This window comes from Micromonospora sp. WMMD956 (assembly GCF_029626125.1).
Lineage (GTDB): Bacteria > Actinomycetota > Actinomycetes > Mycobacteriales > Micromonosporaceae > Micromonospora > Micromonospora carbonacea.
Window position 1 is genome coordinate 2,565,266 of sequence record NZ_JARUBI010000005.1, and the last position, 17,805, is coordinate 2,583,070.

General features: G+C 74.8%; 22 protein-coding genes. 13 read left to right on the forward strand and 9 right to left on the reverse strand.

Annotation, left to right across the window (positions count from 1 at the left end; all coding sequences use genetic code 11):
* The first annotated feature begins 54 nt into the window (after nt 1-54).
* On the forward strand, nt 55-471 hold the full coding sequence (locus O7628_RS11820) for an ATP-binding protein (RefSeq protein WP_278136289.1): 417 nt from the start codon (nt 55-57) through the stop codon (nt 469-471).
* A gap of 72 nt (nt 472-543) precedes the next feature.
* Nucleotides 544-1,434: a DUF5926 family protein gene (locus tag O7628_RS11825; RefSeq protein WP_278130343.1), complete on the forward strand. Its 891-nt coding sequence runs from the start codon at nt 544-546 to the stop codon at nt 1,432-1,434.
* A 79-nt stretch (nt 1,435-1,513) separates the two neighbouring features.
* Here the strand turns inward: O7628_RS11825 and O7628_RS11830 are convergent, their stop codons facing one another.
* Nucleotides 1,514-2,710, reverse strand: coding sequence for an arginine deiminase (locus tag O7628_RS11830; protein ID WP_074478116.1), 1,197 nt, complete (start codon nt 2,708-2,710; stop codon nt 1,514-1,516).
* Nucleotides 2,711-2,874: 164 nt separating this feature from the next.
* Between O7628_RS11830 and O7628_RS11835 the strand changes: the two genes are divergently transcribed.
* From O7628_RS11835 to pheA, 5 genes are all read left to right on the forward strand, one after another.
* Nucleotides 2,875-3,615 (forward strand): hypothetical protein, encoded by a 741-nt coding sequence (locus tag O7628_RS11835; RefSeq protein WP_043960910.1) that lies wholly within the window; start codon nt 2,875-2,877, stop codon nt 3,613-3,615.
* A gap of 175 nt (nt 3,616-3,790) precedes the next feature.
* On the forward strand, nt 3,791-4,249 hold the full coding sequence (locus tag O7628_RS11840; protein WP_278130347.1) for a hypothetical protein: 459 nt from the start codon (nt 3,791-3,793) through the stop codon (nt 4,247-4,249).
* Between the two features lie 112 nt (nt 4,250-4,361).
* Nucleotides 4,362-4,745, forward strand: coding sequence for an ACT domain-containing protein (locus O7628_RS11845; RefSeq protein WP_278130349.1), 384 nt, complete (start codon nt 4,362-4,364; stop codon nt 4,743-4,745).
* 257 nt (nt 4,746-5,002) lie between these two features.
* Nucleotides 5,003-5,530, forward strand: a complete 528-nt coding sequence (locus O7628_RS11850) for a hypothetical protein (RefSeq protein WP_278136290.1) — start codon at nt 5,003-5,005, stop codon at nt 5,528-5,530.
* A gap of 9 nt (nt 5,531-5,539) precedes the next feature.
* Complete coding sequence (gene pheA / locus O7628_RS11855) at nt 5,540-6,496, forward strand: prephenate dehydratase (protein WP_178066933.1); 957 nt, start codon at nt 5,540-5,542, stop codon at nt 6,494-6,496.
* 102 nt (nt 6,497-6,598) lie between these two features.
* Here pheA and O7628_RS11860 read toward each other — a convergent pair whose 3' ends face one another.
* The 3 genes from O7628_RS11860 to O7628_RS11870 form a co-directional block, all read right to left on the reverse strand.
* Nucleotides 6,599-7,321 (reverse strand): AIM24 family protein, encoded by a 723-nt coding sequence (locus tag O7628_RS11860; protein WP_074478126.1) that lies wholly within the window; start codon nt 7,319-7,321, stop codon nt 6,599-6,601.
* 197 nt (nt 7,322-7,518) lie between these two features.
* Nucleotides 7,519-7,860: a metallopeptidase family protein gene (locus O7628_RS11865; protein WP_074478293.1), complete on the reverse strand. Its 342-nt coding sequence runs from the start codon at nt 7,858-7,860 to the stop codon at nt 7,519-7,521.
* Nucleotides 7,861-7,987: 127 nt separating this feature from the next.
* Nucleotides 7,988-8,419, reverse strand: coding sequence for an OsmC family protein (locus O7628_RS11870; RefSeq protein WP_043960915.1), 432 nt, complete (start codon nt 8,417-8,419; stop codon nt 7,988-7,990).
* A gap of 160 nt (nt 8,420-8,579) precedes the next feature.
* Between O7628_RS11870 and O7628_RS11875 the strand changes: the two genes are divergently transcribed.
* The 3 genes from O7628_RS11875 (at nt 8,580) to O7628_RS11885 (ending at nt 11,178) form a co-directional block, all read left to right on the forward strand.
* A complete protein-coding gene (locus O7628_RS11875; RefSeq protein WP_278130354.1) occupies nt 8,580-9,266 on the forward strand; it encodes a hypothetical protein in 687 nt (228 codons plus the stop codon).
* 278 nt (nt 9,267-9,544) lie between these two features.
* Nucleotides 9,545-10,366, forward strand: coding sequence for an HAD family hydrolase (locus O7628_RS11880; RefSeq protein ID WP_178066936.1), 822 nt, complete (start codon nt 9,545-9,547; stop codon nt 10,364-10,366).
* A complete protein-coding gene (locus O7628_RS11885) occupies nt 10,366-11,178 on the forward strand; it encodes an HAD family hydrolase (RefSeq protein ID WP_178066937.1) in 813 nt (270 codons plus the stop codon). Before O7628_RS11880 ends, O7628_RS11885 begins: the two co-directional genes overlap by 1 nt.
* A gap of 40 nt (nt 11,179-11,218) precedes the next feature.
* Here O7628_RS11885 and O7628_RS11890 read toward each other — a convergent pair whose 3' ends face one another.
* Nucleotides 11,219-11,821 carry a bacterial proteasome activator family protein gene (locus tag O7628_RS11890; RefSeq protein WP_074478295.1) on the reverse strand — a complete coding sequence of 201 codons (603 nt, stop codon included), beginning with the start codon at nt 11,819-11,821 and terminating at the stop codon, nt 11,219-11,221.
* Nucleotides 11,822-11,915: 94 nt separating this feature from the next.
* Between O7628_RS11890 and O7628_RS11895 the strand changes: the two genes are divergently transcribed.
* Both O7628_RS11895 and O7628_RS11900 read left to right on the forward strand, forming a co-directional pair.
* Nucleotides 11,916-12,713 (forward strand): prolyl oligopeptidase family serine peptidase, encoded by a 798-nt coding sequence (locus O7628_RS11895; protein ID WP_278130356.1) that lies wholly within the window; start codon nt 11,916-11,918, stop codon nt 12,711-12,713.
* A gap of 78 nt (nt 12,714-12,791) precedes the next feature.
* A complete protein-coding gene (locus tag O7628_RS11900; RefSeq protein ID WP_278130358.1) occupies nt 12,792-13,997 on the forward strand; it encodes an ABC transporter substrate-binding protein in 1,206 nt (401 codons plus the stop codon).
* 75 nt (nt 13,998-14,072) lie between these two features.
* Here O7628_RS11900 and ddaH read toward each other — a convergent pair whose 3' ends face one another.
* Nucleotides 14,073-14,906 carry a dimethylargininase gene (ddaH, locus tag O7628_RS11905; RefSeq protein ID WP_347405232.1) on the reverse strand — a complete coding sequence of 278 codons (834 nt, stop codon included), beginning with the start codon at nt 14,904-14,906 and terminating at the stop codon, nt 14,073-14,075.
* Between the two features lie 59 nt (nt 14,907-14,965).
* On the opposite strand from ddaH, the gene O7628_RS11910 reads away from it, so the two are divergent.
* Entirely contained in the window at nt 14,966-15,421 is a 456-nt protein-coding gene (locus tag O7628_RS11910) for an Lrp/AsnC family transcriptional regulator (RefSeq protein ID WP_043960922.1), read from the forward strand.
* Nucleotides 15,422-15,574: 153 nt separating this feature from the next.
* Here the strand turns inward: O7628_RS11910 and O7628_RS11915 are convergent, their stop codons facing one another.
* The 3 genes from O7628_RS11915 to O7628_RS11925 all read right to left on the reverse strand — a co-directional run bounded on the left by O7628_RS11915 (nt 15,575) and on the right by O7628_RS11925 (nt 17,751).
* Nucleotides 15,575-16,711, reverse strand: coding sequence for a hypothetical protein (locus O7628_RS11915; protein WP_278130362.1), 1,137 nt, complete (start codon nt 16,709-16,711; stop codon nt 15,575-15,577).
* A gap of 189 nt (nt 16,712-16,900) precedes the next feature.
* A complete protein-coding gene (locus O7628_RS11920) occupies nt 16,901-17,155 on the reverse strand; it encodes a DUF6457 domain-containing protein (protein WP_074478143.1) in 255 nt (84 codons plus the stop codon).
* The gene (locus tag O7628_RS11925) at nt 17,152-17,751 is read right to left on the reverse strand and encodes an NTP transferase domain-containing protein (RefSeq protein WP_178066943.1); all 600 of its coding nucleotides are present in this window, start codon (nt 17,749-17,751) and stop codon (nt 17,152-17,154) included. The genes O7628_RS11920 and O7628_RS11925 overlap by 4 nt, the downstream gene beginning before the upstream one ends.
* Between the last annotated feature and the right edge of the window lie 54 nt (nt 17,752-17,805).

Below are 17,805 nucleotides of genomic sequence, written 5' to 3' on the forward strand. Positions count from 1 at the left end.
GTGGGGCGAGAGAGGGCGGCGGTGGCGGGAGAGCCGGTCGAGCGGTCGTGGTGCGTGGTGGTGCCGCACAACCCGACCGGCGCGCGCCTGGCCCGGCACCGGCTCGCCGACGAGCTGGCCGACGTCGTGCCGCCGGTGCTCCTGGCCGACCTGGTGGCGGTCCTGGCCGAGCTGGTCGGCAACGCCGTCCGGCACGCCGACGCGCTTCCCGGCGGGGTGGTGCGGGTGGCCTGGCGGCTGCGCCGGACCCCCGACGGGCCGTTCGTCCAACTCCGGGTCACCGATGGCGGGGCGGCCGCCGGGCCGCTGGTCCGGGTCGCCGGCCCCGACGCGGTCGACGGCCGTGGCCTGCACATCGTCGCGGGCCTGGCCAGCCGGTGGGGCGTCGACCGGGACGGCCTCGGGCAGAGCGTGTGGGCCGAGTTCGAGCCCGCCGCCACGCCCCGCACCGATCTCGTCGCCGCCGGCTGAGCCGCGCCGGACCATCCGTGCGGGGCGGGTCCTGCCCACCCCGGCCGGCAACGGGCTCTAGGCTGTCTCGCCGTGAGCAAGCGTAGAAGGATCCAGCGGGCCGCCGACGTCGCCGTCACCGGGAAGCGGGAGAAGGTGCGGGACGTCTTCGTGCCCCGACCGTTCGAGGGACTGGCCGACGAGCCGGAGTGGATCGCCCTGCGCGAGCTGGTCCCCGCCGCCTCCGCGCCGCTGCGGCTCGTCCCCGAGCTGGTCGAGGAGCACGGCGACCGGCCGGTCACCCTGGCCACCGTGCTGCCCATGGCGGCGCCGGCGATGACCAAGGCCGACGGTCGCGTCTTCGTCGGGCTCCAGCGCCACCAGCAGTCGGGCGACGTCTCCCGGGACCTGGCCGAGGCGCTGCTCTGCGCGCTGCGCACCGAGCCGGGCCGGACGGTCACGGTGCCGCCGCTGCCCGGCCCCGGCCCCCGCCTCCAGGACATCCTGGTCGACGGGCCGCTGGAGATCACCATGCACGAGGGCTTCGAGTTCTGGCTCGACCCGGGGGCGGCCGACGACCCGACCGTCCAGGCGTCGCTGGAGCGGGCCAACGCGGCCATCTACCCGACCGTGCGGCTGGCGGCGGCGCGGGCGGCGTACTGGTGCCGGGTGCCGGAGAAGGCACACGTCCGCTGGGTGCTCCCGGACGACGAGGACGCCGCGCTGGACGCCCTGGCGCGGCTGAGCGCCGCCGGCACGCTGCCCCTCGCCGGGGGCACGAAGTTCGCCGGCATGTTCCGCGCGCACGGGCGTCTCGTGCCGGTCTGGGACCTGCCCGAGGACGTCCCGGCGGCCGACTGGGAGGAGCCGGTGCGGGAGTTCGCCGGGCGCTACGCCGGGGCCCTCGCCGAGAAGGAGCCGCTGGACGCGGCGGGCCGCCGCGCCCGGCACGGCCTGCTCGGCCGGCAGCTCACCCTGCGCTGAGCCGCGCGGCCGGATGCGGCGGCGCGGTGGTTAGGAAGGGCCCCCTCTACACCGTTTTGCGTTAACAAGGGGCCCTTCCTTACTCCCGGACCAGGGGGCAGGACATGCATCGCGGGCCGCCCCGGCCGGAGCCCAGCTCGGAGCCCGCGATCGGGATCACCTCGATGCCGGCCCGCTCCAGCTGCGCGTTGGTGCCGGTGTTGCGCTCGTAGCCGACGCAGAGCCGGGGGGCGATGGCGAGGGTGTTGTTGCCGTCGTCCCACTGCTCCCGCTCGGCGGTGACCGGGTCGAGGCCGGTGTCGATCACCCGGAGCTGGTCGAGGTCCATCGCGTCGGCGGCGGCCCGCAGGAACGGCGCGGGCCCGTCCACCTGCGGTTCGCCGTCGGGGCCGGCGACCACCGTGTACGCGGCGAGGGTGCTCGCCACGTTCGCGTACATCAGCACGGCGTCGACGTCGACCATCGTGCAGATGGTGTCCAGGTGCATGGTGGCGCGCTCCTGGGCGATCGGCACCACCAGGATGGTGTGCGCCAGCCCGGCGGCGAAGACCTGCCGGGCGAGCCGTTCCGCCCCGGCCGGGGTGGTCCGCTCACCGACCCCGACCGCGAGCACCCCCGGGGCGAGCAGCAGCACGTCGCCGCCCTCCAGGTGCTCCAGCCCGGGGTGGTAGACGAACTCGGTGCCGACGAAGCGCGGGTGGTGCCGGTAAATGGCGTCGGTGATGCTCGTCTCTCTTCGGCGGGCGGGCATCGCCAGGCTGGTGACCCCGACCCGGTCGCCGATCCACAGTGACGAGTCCCGGGTGAACAGCAGGTTGGGCAGGGGGTCGATGACGAAGTCGTGCCGGTCCATCAGGGAGTAGACGAGCCCACCGGGCCGTTCCCTGCTGATCCGCAGCTCCTCGTGGGCGAGCCCGGCGACGAGCACGTCGGCGAGGGCGGCGGGGTCGAGGTAGGCGAGGTGGTCGGCCACCCGGCGGCGCAGGGTGTCGCCCAGCCGGGGCGAGCTGAGCACCTGCTCGGTCAGCTCGGCGCGGGCCTCGGCGACGGCGAGGGTCTCGGCGAGGAGGGTGGCGAGGTAGAGCACCTCCACCCCGCGGGCGCGCAGCTCGGCGGCGAACGCGTCGTGCTCCTCCTGTGCCCGTCCGACCCATGGGATAGCGTCGAACAGCAACGAGTCGTTGTTCCGGGGGGTGAGTCGGGCCAGTTCGGGGCCCGGCCGGTGCAGCAGCACGGTGCCGAGGCGGCCGACTTCACTGTCCACGTAGTGGGTCACCCGGCCAAGGGTAGGGCAGGGTTTGGCGGCATCCGGTAAAACGTCTGTGGATGAATATGGCATTCATCCACACTCACTCCGGCGCTCCGACTTGCCGGGTACCCGGTATGTCAACGTAGGGTAGTGAGGACATAACTTCGAGGGACCTTTTGCCGGAGGTCGCGATGACTGTCTTTCCCGCACGTCGAGCCGCACCCACCGCACGGGCACTGCCGCCCGTCTCGGTGCCACACCCCAGGGCGGATGCCCCCGGGGTGCTCGACCCGACCCGTCCGAGCCCCCTGGAGTGGGCCCGGCGGCGGCGCGCCGAGCGGGGGGCCCGCCGGTTGGAAGCGGCCGGGGCCCGCGCCCTGGGCCGGCTCGACCACCTCGGGCCGGGGTGGCACGTCGTCGAGTGGCCCCGCACGGACACCACGGACCTCCTCCTCGACCCCGCCCAGGACGACCGGGCCGGGTTCCTCGCCATCGGGCCGGGCGGCCTGTTCGCGGTGACCATCGCCGACCACGGCCGCGCCCGGGTGCTGGTGGCCGGCGACGTGGTGCAGATCAACGGCAAGCGCCCGCCCTACGTGGCCGAGGCCCGCCGCGACGCCAAGCGCGCGAGCAAGGTGCTGTCCCAGGCGGTGGGGCTGCCCATCCCGGTGACGCCGGTGCTGACCTTCGTCGGCTCGGGCGTCATCAGCGTGTACGGCCTGCCGAAGGACTGCCTCATGGCCACCCACCGCGAGCTGGACCGCCTGCTCGTGGCGGGCGGCAACCGGATCACCCCGGCCACGGCCGAGAAACTCGCCCGTGTGGCGCAGCACCCGGGGACCTGGATGAACGGCACCTACCGTCCCGCCGGCGACTACCGGTGGTACGACGGCGGCCGAACGGCGGCTGACAAGCCGGCCAACCGCCGGTAACGTCTCCCGCGACGCCACGCGGTCCGGCCCGTACCCGGAGCAACCACCGGCCGCGCCGGCGCCGGACGCCCGGGTGAGGGCAACCGACCCCGGCGGCCCGGCGGCCCCAGCGCGGTCGGCGATGCCCAGACGACCGGTTAGCGTGGACAGACCGTCGGTGTACATAGGAGGCGCGGTGGCCCACGTCGAACTCTCGCTCTCGGAAGTGTTCGCGCCCACCGCCCGGACACCGCTGGAGCAGGGGTCCGACAACTTCGGGCAGTGGTCCGCCACCGTGGCCCGGGCCGACGAGCCCTGCCTCCTGATCGACACCGACACCCGGGTCGTCGCGGTGTCCGCGGCCGGCTGCGAGCTGCTCTGCCTCGGCCGCCCCGACGACGTGATCGGCCTGCCGCTGCTCGACGGCTGTCTGCGGCTGCTCGACTTCACCGCCCACCGGGGCGAGTTGACCGAGCAGGAGACCGACAAGATCCCGCCGCTGCTCGCCCTGCACTCCGGGCGGCTCGCCCGGGGGCTGCTGCGGGTGCAGGCCGCGACGGCAGGCCGGACGGACCCGACGGTCGACGCCATCTCGACGCCGGTGCTGACCGACGGGCAGGTCACCGGGTCGCTGACCTTCTTCTCCGAGGTCTGATCCACCTCCCACCGTCCGGTCCGCGCAGCACCGCCCTGACCTGGGCAGATGTGGCGTCCGCCGCACCCTCGGGGAGCTGTGGCGGGCACCCGCCAGGCCGTAGGGTGCCCTCATGGTCGATGTCGCTCTGCTGCCGGGGGAGTACGCGGTGTGCCGGCTGGCCGCCGGTGCCGTCCTCGGGCCCGCCCTCTGGGGCGAACTGGGCGACGCCGAGGTGGTCAGCGTGAGCTGGGCCGCCGACGGGGTCTCCGTGATCTGCCCGGCCCCCCGCGCGCCGGGCGAGGTGGAGACCGACTGGCGGTGCCTGCGGATCGTCGGCCCGCTCGGGCAGGCGGTGACCGGCACCCTGGCCGCGCTGATCGGCCCGTTGACCGAGGCGCGGGTCGATCCGGTCGCCTTCTCCACGTACGACACCGACCACGTGCTCGTGCCCGCCGTGCGGCTGGGCGAGGCGACCGCCGCGCTGCGCCGCGCCGGCCACCGCGTCCTCGACTGACGGCCGCCCTGGACGGTCGCCCCCGCGAGACCGGCCCGGTGGGCCTTCACGGCCGCGCCGATGGCTCCTACGATGAGCTCGGCCATCCCGGCCGCAACGACGTTCTCCGATGCAAGGATCGGCCCGTGCCGCCATCCGCACCGCACCGACCGGTGTCCCGCGCGCCCGGCGCCTCCGGCCCGTCCCGCGCGCCCGGTCGCTCCGGTCCCGCCCGGCTGCCCGGCCGCTCCATCCGGCTGCCCGGCCGCTCCGCCCGCCTGCCCGGCGCGATCGGGCTGCTCGCCCTCCTCGCCGTCACGCTCGCCGGCTGCGGCACGCCGCCGGAGCTGCGCCAGCCCGCCGCCCTGCCCAGCACCGGCCCGACCGGCCCACCCGGTCCCGCCGCGTCGGCCGCCGCCACGCCCACCGGCCCGACGGCGCCGGTCACCCCGCCCGCGGCGGTGCCGCCGACCACCCCGGGTTCCGACCTGGTCGCCGGCCCCTGCCGCGACGGCCCGTCGGTGGACCGGGTCGTCGCGCTGCTGCGCGGCCCGGCCGGGGTGCTGTCCGGCTCGGTCTCGGTGCGGGCGGGCGACGGCCCGTTCTGCGCCGGGGACTGGCAGTACACGGTGCTGCGGGTGACCGGGCACGAGGAGTTGCAGGTGGTGACCCGGGGCCGGCCGGGCGACCTGGAGCTGGTCACCGCCGGCACCGACGTCTGCACCATCGAGGTACGCGTCGCCGGGCCGCCCGGCATCCGGGCACTCGCCTGCGACGCCGTCCCGGGCACCGTGCCGGGTGCGTAGGCTGGCGGCATGCCGGGAACACCGCCCACCCGTTTCGTCTACCTCGGCCCCGAGGGCACCTTCGCCGAGCAGGCCCTGCGCACCGTGCCGGCCGCCGAGCGCGGCACCCGCACGCCCGCCCGCAGCGTCGGCGAGGCGCTGGAGGCCGTCCGCGCCGGGGAGGCCGACGCGGCCCTGGTGCCGCTGGAGAACTCGATCGGCGGCGCGGTCGGGGTGACCCTGGACGAGCTGGCCGAGGGCGACCCGCTGGTGATCACCCGGGAGGTGATCCTGCCGGTCGAGTTCGTGCTCGGCGCCCGTCAGGGGACGTCGCCGGAGGAGATCCGCTCGGTGGCCGCCCATCCCCAGGCGTCCACCCAGTGCCGGGGCTGGCTGCGCACCCACCTGCCGGACGCCGTCGTGGTGGACGTGCTCTCCAACGGGGCCGCCGCGGCCGGCGCGGCGACGGGCGAGTTCGACGCGGCGATCTGCGCCCCGATCGGGGCCGCCCGGCACCGGCTGGCGGTGCTCGCCGACAAGATCGCCGACCATCCCGACGCGGTGACCCGGTTCGCCCTGCTGTCCCGCCCGGGCCCGCCCTCGCCCCCCACCGGGGACGACCTCACGTCGCTGGCCGTCTACATCGCCCACGACCGGGTCGGCGCGCTGCTGTCGGTGCTGATGGAGCTGGCCGTGCGCGGGGTGAACCTGACCCGCATCGAGTCCCGCCCGACGGGCGAGGCGCTGGGTCGGTACGTCTTCTTCCTCGACTGCACCGGCCACGTCGCCGAGCCACGGCTCGGGGAGGCGTTGCAGGGGTTGCGGCGGGTCTGCGCCCAGGTGCGGTTCCTCGGGTCGTACCCCCGGCACCGGTGGGCGCAGCCGGCGGGCGACCGGCCCGTGCCCGCGCCGGCCGGGCTGTCGGACGCCGACTACGCCGACGCGTCGGCCTGGCTGGCCCGGTTGCGTGCCGGCGAGCTGAGCTGAGCGCGGCCTCGCCGGCCCGGCCCGCGTCGGCGGGCTGACACCGGGGCGCCCCGTGTCGGGGCGCCCCCGCCCGGGCCAGTTCGTCGCCTGCGCGGCGACGGGTCAGCTCAGCAGGCCGCCGAGCAGGCCGCCCTGCTGCTCCTGGGCGCCGCTGCCCGCGATCGGCGGCTCCTCGGAGGGCTGCACCACCACGAAGCCCTGCCCGGCGAAGCTCATCGTGAACGCCTCGCCGGTGCTGCGCCCCAGCAGCGTGCCCAGGCCGAGCTGCTCGGCCCGGTGGTAGCCGGTCTGGAGGTTGGCCGACCAGCACACGGCGGCCTGCGGGTCGACGTAGGTCGGCGCGTCGACGTTGAGCACCACCGGGGTGCCCTTCGTGGTGATCGCGATCCGGCCGTGGCCGGTGAAGACGCAGTTGAACAGGCCGGACGAGGACGCCATCCCGGCGCCGCCGACCATGCGGATGTCGTATTGCAGGGTGGAGTCGAAGGCCAGCACGCTGGATCCGTTGATCGACAGCGCGTCGCCGGGCTCCAGGTCGATGATGTGCACGTCCTTGGCCAGCTCGGCGAGGAAGACGTCGCCCCGGCCGCTGAGCTTCATCAGCGGGACACCCTCGCCGGTGAGCTTCTGCTTGAGGAACTTGCCCAGGCCGCCGGAGCCGAGCGCCTGGAACTGGACCTGGCCCTGGTAGGCGACCATCGACCCGACCCGGGCCATCGCCTCGCCGTTCAGCTCGATCTTCAACATCTTGGAGTTCTGCAGCCGCATGCCGGGCTGGGCGGACTCCTTCTCCAGGTTCTCGGCGGAGAACAGCGCGCTGCGCATGGAAAAGCCTCCTGACTCGGGGTGTCTGCCCGGAGGGTAGGTGACCAGCGCAAGCGGTGACATCGGCCGAGCGGGGCCGGCCCGTCGTCGCGCGGCGCGGACCGGACGGATAGGCCAGGAACGCCGGCGCGGACGGGACGGACGGGGACACGAGGACGCCGGCGCGGACCGGACGGAGGGGGCGGTAACGCCGCCCGTCAGCCCCAGCCGAGGTCGTGCAGCCGGTCGTCGTCGATGCCGAAGTGGTGGGCGATCTCGTGCACCACCGTCACCGCCACCTCGTCGACGACGTCCTCCTCGCTGTCGCAGATGCGCAGGATGGGGTGGCGGTAGATGAAGATGCGGTCCGGCAGGACGCCCGCATAGTCCCAGCCCCGCTCGGTGAGGGCGTGGCCCTCGTAGAGGCCGAGCAGGTCACCGTCGCCGGGGGGCGGGTCGTCCTCGACCAGGATCACCACGTTGCTCATCAGCCCCAGCAGCTCCTCGGGAACCTCGTCGAGGGCGTCCCCGACCAGCTCCTCGAAGCGCTCCCGGCTCATCTGGACCGCCACGCACCCATTGTCCCAGAGCCGGCCCGACGCCCGGTGCCCAAGATCCTGCTTGCACGGAAAAGTCCCCATCCGGTGCGGATGAGGACCGTTCCGTGTCAGGTGGGCGCGGAGGGCCTCAGGAGGCGAGCCGGGCCGTGAGGCTGATCTGCGCTCCCGGGGAGAGCAGACGCGAGATCGGGCAGTTCTCCTTGGCGGTCTCGGCCAGCTTGGCGAACTGGGCCTCGTCCAGCCCCGGGGCCTGGCCGACCGTCTCCAGGTCGATCCGGGTCACGGTCATCCCCGCGTCGGTCTTGTCGAAGTGCACCTTCGCGGTGGTCTCCACCGACGTGCCGGTCGCGCCGGCGTCGGCGAGCTGCTTGGAGAACGCCATCGAGAAGCAGGCGGCGTGGGCCGCCCCGATGAGTTCCTCGGGGTTGGTGCCCTCACCCTCCTCGAACCGCGACTTGAAGGAGTAGTTTCCCTGGAGCCCGCCCTTGCCGGTGCGGACCGTGCCGGAGCCCTCGGTGAGGTCACCCTGCCAACGTGCGGAAGCGGTACGGATAGGCATGAGCCGACGCTAACCGAAAGCCGGGCGGCGGGCGACCCGCTGCCCGGGATCCGTCCACGCCGATCGCGGCGGGTCGCGTTCCCGGCCACGCCGTGTCTGCTGTGTCATGATTCGGCTCAGGCCCACGGGGTCCAGGCCCGCGAACGCGGAGAGGTGGCCGATGTCCGAGGAGCTTCCCATCCCCCGGCAGGACAGCCGGTCCGGCGACGCCACCGTCCTGGAGTGGGGTGGGTCCGAGCCCGACCCGCCGGGGCGGGTGGGTCGCCCGCTGTCCCGGCTCGGGCGGGACCGGCGGATCCCGCTGGTGGCGGCCGGCCTCGGCGCGGTGGCCGCGTTCGCCTCGCTGGTCGGGGAGTGGCTGGTGATGACCGTGCCGACCGGGGGCCCCGAGGGCGACACGCTGCGGGTGCCCGGCGGGGTGTCCGACGTGGGTGGCTTCGGCCTGGGTTACCTGGTGGGCCTGTTCGCGCTGGTCACGGCCGCCGCCCTGGCCCTGCGGGGCAGCGCCGCCGTGCGGCACGACGCGCGGGTGGCCGGCCTCGCCCTGTCGACGGCCCTGATCGGCGTCCTGGTCGCCGCCTCGTTGTCGCTGGACGACTCGGGCCGGCAGGCCCTCTACTCCTCCGAGGACGGCTTCCAGGTGGAGTACGGCCGGGGGCTGGTGGCGGCCTTCGCGGCCTGCGTGCTGCTGGCGGCGGCGCTCTACCTCGCCGGCCGGGCCGACGCCGGGCCGCCGGCCGAGGGCTCGCCGCGCGTGGAGCACCCGCCCGCCGAGGAGACCGACGCGCTCCCCGGGCCGGTCGACCTCACCGTGCAGCCGACGGCCCCCTTCGCCCGCCCGGAGTAGCGCCCGGCGCAAGGAAGGGCCCCCTGTTAACGCCCACGGTCGAGAAGGGTCCCCTGCTCACCCGGAGGTCCGGCCCCGGCCGGCGCCGGACCCGGGGGGCCGCCCCGGCCAGGAGCCGCGCAACCTGGGCGTGGTGTCGAGTTGCCGCCCGGTTCGTCGGGAAGCCATGGTCGCGCCCGGTTGCGCGAGGTACGGTGGCTGCCCGCCGTCACTGCCGGTCGAGGCACCGACGACCCAGAGACAGGGCCGGCGCGACGGCGGCGGGCGAAGGAGGAGCCATGACCCGCCCGGGGCTGCCCAAGCTGATCGCCACCGACCTCGACGGGACGCTGGTCCGCAGCGACGAGACCGTCTCCGCGTACACCCACGAGGTGCTCGACCGGGTGCGGGCCGCCGGCATTCCGGTGGTCGGGGCGACCGGCCGGGGGCCGCGGCTCACCGAGCTCACCCGCAACGACATCCGGGCCGCCGACTTCCTGGTGCTGGCCGGCGGGGGCTGGGTGGTCGACCAGAGCGACCCGGCCGGGCCGGAGGTGCTGCGCGAGGAGCGGCTCCCCCGGGAGGTGCTGGCGCGGCTGCTCGCCGAGCTGGAGGCCGAGGTCGGTCCGCTCACCGTGATGGTCGAGGCGTCCGGCGAGGCCGGCGCCCCGCTCTGGGGCGACTACCACCCGAGCTGGCCGTACCCGGACCTGTTCGAGCCGCGCACCCGCGACGAGTGCCTCGCCACCGACGTGATCAAGGCGTTCGCCCGGACCGCCGACCACCAGATCGACGCGCTGCTGGAGACCGCCCGCCGGATCATCGGACCCGAGGTGGCCGCGCTCACCCAGGCCGGGCTCGGCTTCGTCGAGATCTCCCCGCCCGGGGTCGACAAGGCGTCCGGGCTGCACGTCGTGGCGCAGCGGCTCGGGGTTGACCCGGCCGACGTGCTGGTCTTCGGCGACATGCCCAACGACCTGCCGATGTTCGAGTGGGCCGGGTGGTCCCGGGTGGCCGTCTCCAACGCCCACCCGACCGTCCGCGCCGCCGCCGACGAGGTGACGCTGCGCAACGACGACGACGGAGTCGCGGTCTACCTGGACCGACTACTCTCCCGGTGATGGGAGAGACACCTCGGCTGGTCGCCACGGACATCGACGGGACCCTGCTCACCGACGAGCGGACGCTCAGCCCCCGCACCCGCGACGCGCTGGCCCGGATGTCCGCGCGGGGCACGCCGGTCGTGCTGGTCACCGGCCGCCCGATCCGCTGGCTCCAACTGGTGTACGAGCAGCTCGCCGAGCCGCTGCCGGCGATCTGCGCCAACGGCGCGGTGGTGTACGACCCGGTGGCCGACGAGGTGCTCCGGGCCGACCCGCTCGCGCCGGAGCTGCTCGCCGAGGTGGCCCGGCGGCTGCGCGCCGAGGTGCCCGGGGTCAGCTTCGCGGTGGAGATCGTGGACAGCCGGGAGATGCGGCACGAGGCCGGCTATCCGCTGCGCTGGGACGCCGACGCGGAGGCGATCCGGGCGATCACCTCGCCGGAGGAGCTGCACTCGGTGCCGGCGGTGAAGCTGCTGGCCCGCGCCAGGGAGCAGGACCCGGACGTGTTCCTGGAGGTGGTGGCCGGGGCGCTGCGCGGGCTGGCCGAGGCGACCCACTCGTCGTACACGGGGCTGGTGGAGATCTCGGCGGCCGGGGTGACCAAGGCGGCGGGCCTGGCATGGTATTGCGCCCGGCTCGGGATCGACGAGCGGGACGTGCTGGCCTTCGGCGACATGCCCAACGACGTGCCGATGCTGACCTGGGCCGGCCGGGGGGTGGCGGTGGCGAACGCGCACCCCGCCGTCCTGGCGATCGCCGACGAGGTGACGGCGGCGAACTCCGCCGACGGCGTGGCCGCGTACCTGGAGAAGGTCTTCGGGGTGGGGTGAGACGCGCGCCGGGCCCGCGCGGACCCGGCGCGCGACGGTGTCAGAGGTATTGCCCGGTGCTGTGCCCCTCGCCGCCCTGCGGGTGACCGATGCCCGGCATGCCCGGCATCATCCCGGCGGGCCCGCTGGGCAGCGCCTGCCGGCCGGAACGCATCTGCTCGAGCTGGACGCGGGCGGCCATCTGCTGCGCCACCAGGGCCGCCTGGATGCCGTGGAACAGCCCCTCCAGCCAGCCGACGAGCTGGGCGTGGGCGATCCGCAGCTCGCCCTCGCTGGGTGCCTTGTCCTCGGTGAAGGGCAGCGAGATCCGCTCCAGCTCGTCGCGGAGCTCGGGGGCCAGGCCCTCCTTCAGCTCGACGATCGACCGTTCGTGGATCTCCCGCATCCGGTGTCGGCTCGCGTCGTCGAGCGGGGCGGCCTTGACCTCCTCCAGCAGCTGTTTGATCATGCTGCCGATCCGCATCACCTTGGCGGGTTGCTCGACCAGCCGGGTCGGGTCCTCGCCTGCGGCGTCGTCGGTCTGCACGGTGCCGACCGGGCGGCCGTCCGGGCCGACCACCACCACGGTGCCGGATCGCCCGGTGCCGTCGTGGCCCGGCTCGTCGTCTTGTCCAGCGGAGTGCGCTTCGGTCATGCGTTCCATCTTGACCCAGGCGGTGGGCCGCCCGCTCGTCGGGACCGGCACCTGGTGACGGGTGTCCCCCGGCGGGGCCGTCCGCCGCGCTACCGTCGCCGGCATGCCCGCCGACCCCCGCTCCGTGCTCGACCGCCCCGCCCCCGCGCCGGACGCCACCGTCGCCTACGGCGGGCACCCGGACCAGGTCGCCGACCTGCGCCGCCCGGCGGGGGACGGCCCGCCGCTGCCCCTGGTCGTGGTGGTGCACGGCGGCTTCTGGCGGGCCGAGTACGACCGTGGCCACACCGGGCCGCTCGCGGCGGCGCTGGCCGCGCTCGGCTACCCGGTGGCCCAACTGGAATACCGGCGCACCGGGCAGCCGGGCGGCGGTTGGCCGGGCACCCTCGCCGACGTCCTGGCGGGGGTCGCGGCGTTGCCCGGGCTGGCCGGGCCGGTGCTGGGCGACCGGGTGCGCCCCGGGCCGCCGCTGCTGGTCGGCCACTCGGCCGGCGGCCACCTCGCCCTGTACGCCGCCGCCACCGCGCCGGGGACGGTGGCGGGGGTGCTGGCGCTCGCCCCGGTCGCGGACCTGGCCGAGGCCCACCGGCTGGACCTGGACGGTGGGGCGGTGGCCGCGCTGCTCGGCGGCGGGCCGGCGGAGCACCCGCGGCGGTACGCCGCCGCCGACCCCCGCCTGCTGGTGCCCACCCCGACACGGACGGTGATCCTGCACGGCCTGCTGGACCGGCAGGTGCCGGTGGGGGTGAGCCGGTCATACGCCGCCGCCGCGCGGGTGGCCGGCAGCCCGGTGCAGCTCGTGGAGCTTCCCGAATGCGAGCATTTCGGGCTCATCGACCCCGAGTCGGCCGCCTGGCCGGAGGTGGCCCGTGGGCTGCGAACCTTGCACTTTGATCACTGAACATTGACGCAGCGTCGCCGAACCGGTAGAACGCCGAGGGGACGGTATCGGCCCAGCTCAGCTCCCGGAAGGAATTCGGTGTCCCAGATGAACCGCAGGCGGGCACTCCAATTGTTGGCCGCCCTCGGTACCACGGGCCTGACCGCCGCCTGCGCCACGGACGGCGACGAAGGGCCGGCGACCCCCACCGGCAAGCCGGTCAAGATCGGTCTCATCGCACCGCAGACCGGTGGCTTCAAGGCCATCGGCGACGAGATCGTCAACGGCTTCCAGCTCTATCTCACCCTCAACGGCCAGCAGCTCGGCGGGCATCCCGTGACGGTGGTGACCGCCGACGAGGGCGAGACCGCCAAGACCGGCCAGGCGGCCGTCGACAGCCTGCTCAAGCAGGGCGTGCTGGCGCTCACCGGCGTGGTCAACTCGGCCGTCATGGTGGGCATCCGGGACACCGTGGAGAAGGCCCGGGTGCCGCTGATCGGCTCCAACGCCTCACCGAAGAGCCTCCAGAGCGTCGTCTACATCTGGCGCACCTCCTACGTGCTGGACGAGCCGGGCCGGGCGATCGGCCCCTACATGGCGCAGCGCCTGCCCGCCGGCAGCCGGGTCGCCATCGTCGCCCCCGACAACCTCGGCTCGCGGGACGTGATCCAGGGGCTCCAGGCCCAGTTCAGCACGGCCGGGTCCAGCGACCCCCGGATCGCCGACCCGGTGATCTGGACCGACGCCACGAGCACTCCCGGCGGCACCGCGTACACGGCCGACATCCGCACGGCGTTGGCCCGCCAGCCGGACGCGATCTTCTGCCACTTCGCCGGGCCGGCAGCGGTGCAGTTCATCAAGCAGCTCTACCGCGAGGGATGGACGGGCCCGGTCTACGCGCCCGGCTTCCTCACCGAGGGCACGGTGCTCGACGAGGTGCAGGAGGTGGAGGCGCGCAACATCGTGACCTCGCTCAACTACTCCGCCGACCTCAACAACACCGCCAACCGCACCTTCGCGTCGGCGTACCGCAAGACGCACGGCGCGTCCCCGACCACCTACGCGATGGCGTCGTACGACGCGGCGCAGGTGCTGGACAAGGCGATCCGGCTGGCCGGGGGCGACCCGACCCCGCAGCAGGTCAACCTGGCGCTGGGCAAGATCGGCCAGATCGACAGCCCGCGCGGGGCGTGGCAGTTCAACCAGCCGCGAACACCCCAGCAGAAGTGGTACCTGCGCAAGGTGCAACGCGACGGCCAGGTGCTCTCCAACGTCCTGATCAACGAGCTGGCCACGCTGGGCTGAACGCCCGCCCGACCACACCGCGCGGGCCGGCCTCCCCCAGGCGGGACCGGCCCGTGCGCGGGCGGGCCGCCCCGGTCAGGCGCGCAGCTCCGCGATGCAGCACTTCACGCTGCCGCCGCCCTTGCGCACCTCGGTCAGCTCGACCGGCACGGGGGTGTAGCCGGCCGCCTTCAGCTTGCCGGCGAGCCGGGACGCCTCGCTGTTCAGGACCACGTTCGCGCCGTCGCTGACCAGGTTCAGGCCGAACGCCAGGGCGTCGATGTCGTCCGCGACGATCGCATCGGGGAAGAGCTGGGCGAGGACCCGCTGGCTGGCCGCCGAGAAGGCACCCGGGTAGTAGACGACGTTGCCGTCGTCGATCGAGGCCAGCGCCACGTCGAGGTGGTAGAAGCGCGGATCGACCAGGTGCAGCGACACCACCGGCCGGCCGAGCGCCTCCTGCGCCTCGGCGTGCGCCGGCAGCTCGGTGCGGAAGCCGTGGCCGGCGAGGACCAGCCCGCCGTGGGCGTCCGGCAGGTAGGCGAAGTCGCCCTCGCCCTCGTTGGTCTCGTTCGGGGCGATGAAGTGCCAGCCCCGCTCCTCGTAGAAGGCGCGGTGCGCGGCGGCCTCGGCGGCCCGCTGCTCGTGCTTGAACCGGGCGCCGTAGACCGTCCCGTCGACGACGAACGCGCCGTTGGCCGCGAACACCATGTCGGGCAGGCCGGGCTCGGGGGTGAGCAGGTGCACGTCGTGGCCGAGGCCGAGCAGCGCCTCGCGCAGCCGGTCCCACTGCCTGACCGCCAGCTCCGCGTCGACGGGCGTGCTGACGTCCATCCACGGATTGATCGCGTACGCGACGGCGAAGTGCTCGGGCGAACACATGAGATATGTCCGCTTTCGAGGGATCCGGTGCTGGTTCACGGACACCAAGAGTAGGTAGCCTCGAACCTTGGTAACAGCCACGACCATTGCTTCCTGAGGGCGGAACGTTGCAGATAGACGCGGTGGATCAGCGAATCATTGCGTTGCTCGTGGCCGACGCCCGCGCCTCCTACGCCGACATCGGCAGCCGGGTCTCGCTCTCCGCCCCGGCCGTCAAGCGCCGGGTGGACCGGCTGCGCGCCGCCGGGGTGATCCGGGGATTCACGGCCGTCGTCGACCCGGCCGCCGTCGGCTGGACCACGGAGGCGTTCGTCGAGCTGTTCTGCGCCGGGCGGACCACACCGGCCCAGATCGGGGTCGCCGTCCGCCGGCATCCGGAGGTGGTCGGGGCGTACACGGTCTCCGGGGAGGCGGACGCGCTGGTGCACCTGCGCGCGGCGGACATCTCGCACCTGGAGGAGGCCCTCGAACGGCTGCGCGCCGAGTCGTTCGTGACCTCCACCCGCAGCACCATCGTGCTCTCCCGCCTCGCCGAGTCCCCCGGCGTCGGCCCCTCCACCTGAGGGACGCTCGCCTGGCTCCCGGCGACCTGACCCACCGGGCCGGCGGGTGGGGCCCGGCACTCGGGCCGACCGGGCCCCACCCGCCTTCCGTCGTCGTGGCTCCGCGGCCGGCAGAGCTGCCGCCGCCTCGGGGCTGCCGGCGGCCGGCCGGCCTCAGAGGTACATGCCGGTGCGGTGCTCGCCCTGGTCCCGCCGGCCGGGCTTGTCGCCCTCGCCGAAGAACCGCTTCCCGCCGAACTCGCCGTGCAGCCGGTCGTCCAGCTCGTCGGCGAGGCCGGTCATCACCTGCACGGCCAGCATCAGGTGGGTGGCCTGGAAGTCGCGGCCGAACACCGGGATGGACGCCCACACCGTGTCGTCGGCGCAGTAGAGCCGCCCGATCGGCATCCGGTTGGTCAGCTCGGACAGCTTCACGTAGAGCCGCTCGGTGGGCTCGACCTCCGTGAGCACCGGCGAGAAGACGTCGACCAGCGGTGGATTGTCGCGGACCCGGACGAAGACCATCGCCGACCCGGCCCGGATGTTGATGTCGCCGTCGGAGTCGACCTGCAACTTGTCGGAGTCGGACTTGAGCATGGCGGAGACCACGGTCCGCACCTGCTCGGCCAGGGCCAGCACGTCGGTGCGCGGCCCCTGGGCGGCGGCCAGCGCCTCGTCGAGGTCCGCCTCGACGTCCTGGTCCGGGCCGAACTCGCTGCGCGCGGTGCCCAGCGGCTCCACCGGCACGGGCCCGCCCTCGGCGTCGTGCACCAGGTAGACCAGGAACGCCGGGTGCGGTGCCCCGTAGACGTCCCGCAGGGTGCGGGAGAGCAGGGCGGCCAGCCGGGTCGCCTCGGCGGTGTCGCCGGTGAGGCCGAAGTTCTCGCCGGAGCCCTCGACCACCCCGGGCGGCGACCAGCCGAGCGCCACCATGTCGGCGACGGCCGCCCGGTCCAGCCGGTAGCCCTGCGGGAGGGTCGCGTTGCCGACGGCCCACGCGGAGAGCCGGCCGTCGTCGGCGAGGTCGATGCTGATGGAGTAGATGGCGTCGCCCGTGCCGGAGGCGGTGGGGTCGAGGGTCAGCTCGACGTGCGTGCCGGCGGGCAGCTCTCGCAGCCGCTCGGCGAGGGCCCGGGCGAACTCGCGCCACGCCTGGGTCACCTTCGCCCGCAGGTCGGCCGTGGTCGGCTCGTCCAGCAGGATCGACTCGTGCTGGTGCTCCGACGGGCCGCCGGACGCCGACGGGCCGCCGTGCTCCGGGGGACCGCCGGGCGGGTCCGAGGCCGGCGTCGAGGGGTGGCCTACCGTCATGATCGCCTCCGTCCGTTGCGATCACCCTACCCAGGCCGCCCGGAACCCGGATCGGGCCGGACCGGGATCGGACACCGTTGCCCGGGGCAGCCGTCGGCCCGCAACCGGCGGGCCGGGTCCGGCCGGCGGGCCGGGTCCGGCCCGCCGGCCGGACCCGGCGTAGCCGTCAGGCCGGGGCCACCACGGCTGTCAGGCCGGGGGCCGGTCGCCCAGCTCGACCGGCCAGCCGCCGGCCAGCGCGCCGAGCCGGTCGGCCGCCACGGCCGGGTCGGCCCCGCGCCCCACGGCCAGCCCCAGCAGGTAGGCGGAGACCGGCGCCCCCGGCCGCAGCACCTGGTGCGCGACGTCCCGGGCCAGGTCGAGCACGACCGCCACCGGCACCTCGGCGGGGTCGAGGCCCAGCTCCGCGCAGGCCGCCGTCACCCAGTCCTCCAGCACCGTCATCGTGTCCACTCCTCCGCCCGGCGTACGTCTTCGTCAGTGTCGCAGTCGAACCAGGGCGGCGGGCCCGTCCCGGACCAGGGCACGTCGCGCACCGTCAACCCGGCGAGCAGGGCCCGCACCGCCGCGCCGTCGAGCGAGCCGCCCCGGGCGGCGGCGAGGCGACCGAGCGCGGCCCGCAGCGGCGCGACCCGCCACATCCCACAGAGCTGCTGCCGCCGGCCGTCGCCGTCGACGAGGCACACCCCGTCCACGGCCGGATCGGCGAGGTGCTCGCGCAGCAGGTGTACCGCGTCCCGGGTGAGCAGCGGAAGATCGGCGGCGAGCAGCGCCACAGCCGTCGTGCCGGCGGGCAGCAGGGACACGCCCGCCGCGGCGGCGGCCACCGGTCCGCCGCCCGGGGGGCGTTCCCGGGTCGACCGGACGCCCGGCGGCACCGGTCCGGCCGGGCCCACCACGATCCGGACGTCGGCGTCGGCGACGGCGTCGAGCACCCGGTCGCGCATCGACCGGCCGCCCACCGGCACGCCGGGCTTGTCCACGCCGCCCATCCGGCGCGCGGCCCCGCCCGCCAGCACGACCGCCGCCCAGTCCCCCACGCGGTCACCGTACCGCCAGGTGGGGCCGTGGGAGCATGTCGCGCAGTCGACAGG

Bases quoted from the DNA above. Each gene is read 5' to 3' on its own strand.
- O7628_RS11890 (WP_074478295.1), bottom strand. From the start codon at position 11,821: ATGGAACGCATGACCGAAGCGCACTCCGCTGGACAAGACGACGAGCCG.
- O7628_RS11870 (WP_043960915.1), bottom strand. From the start codon at position 8,419: ATGCCTATCCGTACCGCTTCCGCACGTTGGCAGGGTGACCTCACCGAG.
- O7628_RS11915 (WP_278130362.1), bottom strand. From the start codon at position 16,711: ATGACGGTAGGCCACCCCTCGACGCCGGCCTCGGACCCGCCCGGCGGT.
- O7628_RS11895 (WP_278130356.1), top strand. From the start codon at position 11,916: ATGCCCGCCGACCCCCGCTCCGTGCTCGACCGCCCCGCCCCCGCGCCG.
- O7628_RS11920 (WP_074478143.1), bottom strand. From the start codon at position 17,155: ATGACGGTGCTGGAGGACTGGGTGACGGCGGCCTGCGCGGAGCTGGGC.
- O7628_RS11860 (WP_074478126.1), bottom strand. From the start codon at position 7,321: ATGCGCAGCGCGCTGTTCTCCGCCGAGAACCTGGAGAAGGAGTCCGCC.
- O7628_RS11875 (WP_278130354.1), top strand. From the start codon at position 8,580: ATGTCCGAGGAGCTTCCCATCCCCCGGCAGGACAGCCGGTCCGGCGAC.
- O7628_RS11880 (WP_178066936.1), top strand. From the start codon at position 9,545: ATGACCCGCCCGGGGCTGCCCAAGCTGATCGCCACCGACCTCGACGGG.
- O7628_RS11885 (WP_178066937.1), top strand. From the start codon at position 10,366: ATGGGAGAGACACCTCGGCTGGTCGCCACGGACATCGACGGGACCCTG.
- pheA (WP_178066933.1), top strand. From the start codon at position 5,540: ATGCCGGGAACACCGCCCACCCGTTTCGTCTACCTCGGCCCCGAGGGC.
- O7628_RS11845 (WP_278130349.1), top strand. From the start codon at position 4,362: ATGGTCGATGTCGCTCTGCTGCCGGGGGAGTACGCGGTGTGCCGGCTG.
- O7628_RS11865 (WP_074478293.1), bottom strand. From the start codon at position 7,860: ATGAGCCGGGAGCGCTTCGAGGAGCTGGTCGGGGACGCCCTCGACGAG.
- O7628_RS11835 (WP_043960910.1), top strand. From the start codon at position 2,875: ATGACTGTCTTTCCCGCACGTCGAGCCGCACCCACCGCACGGGCACTG.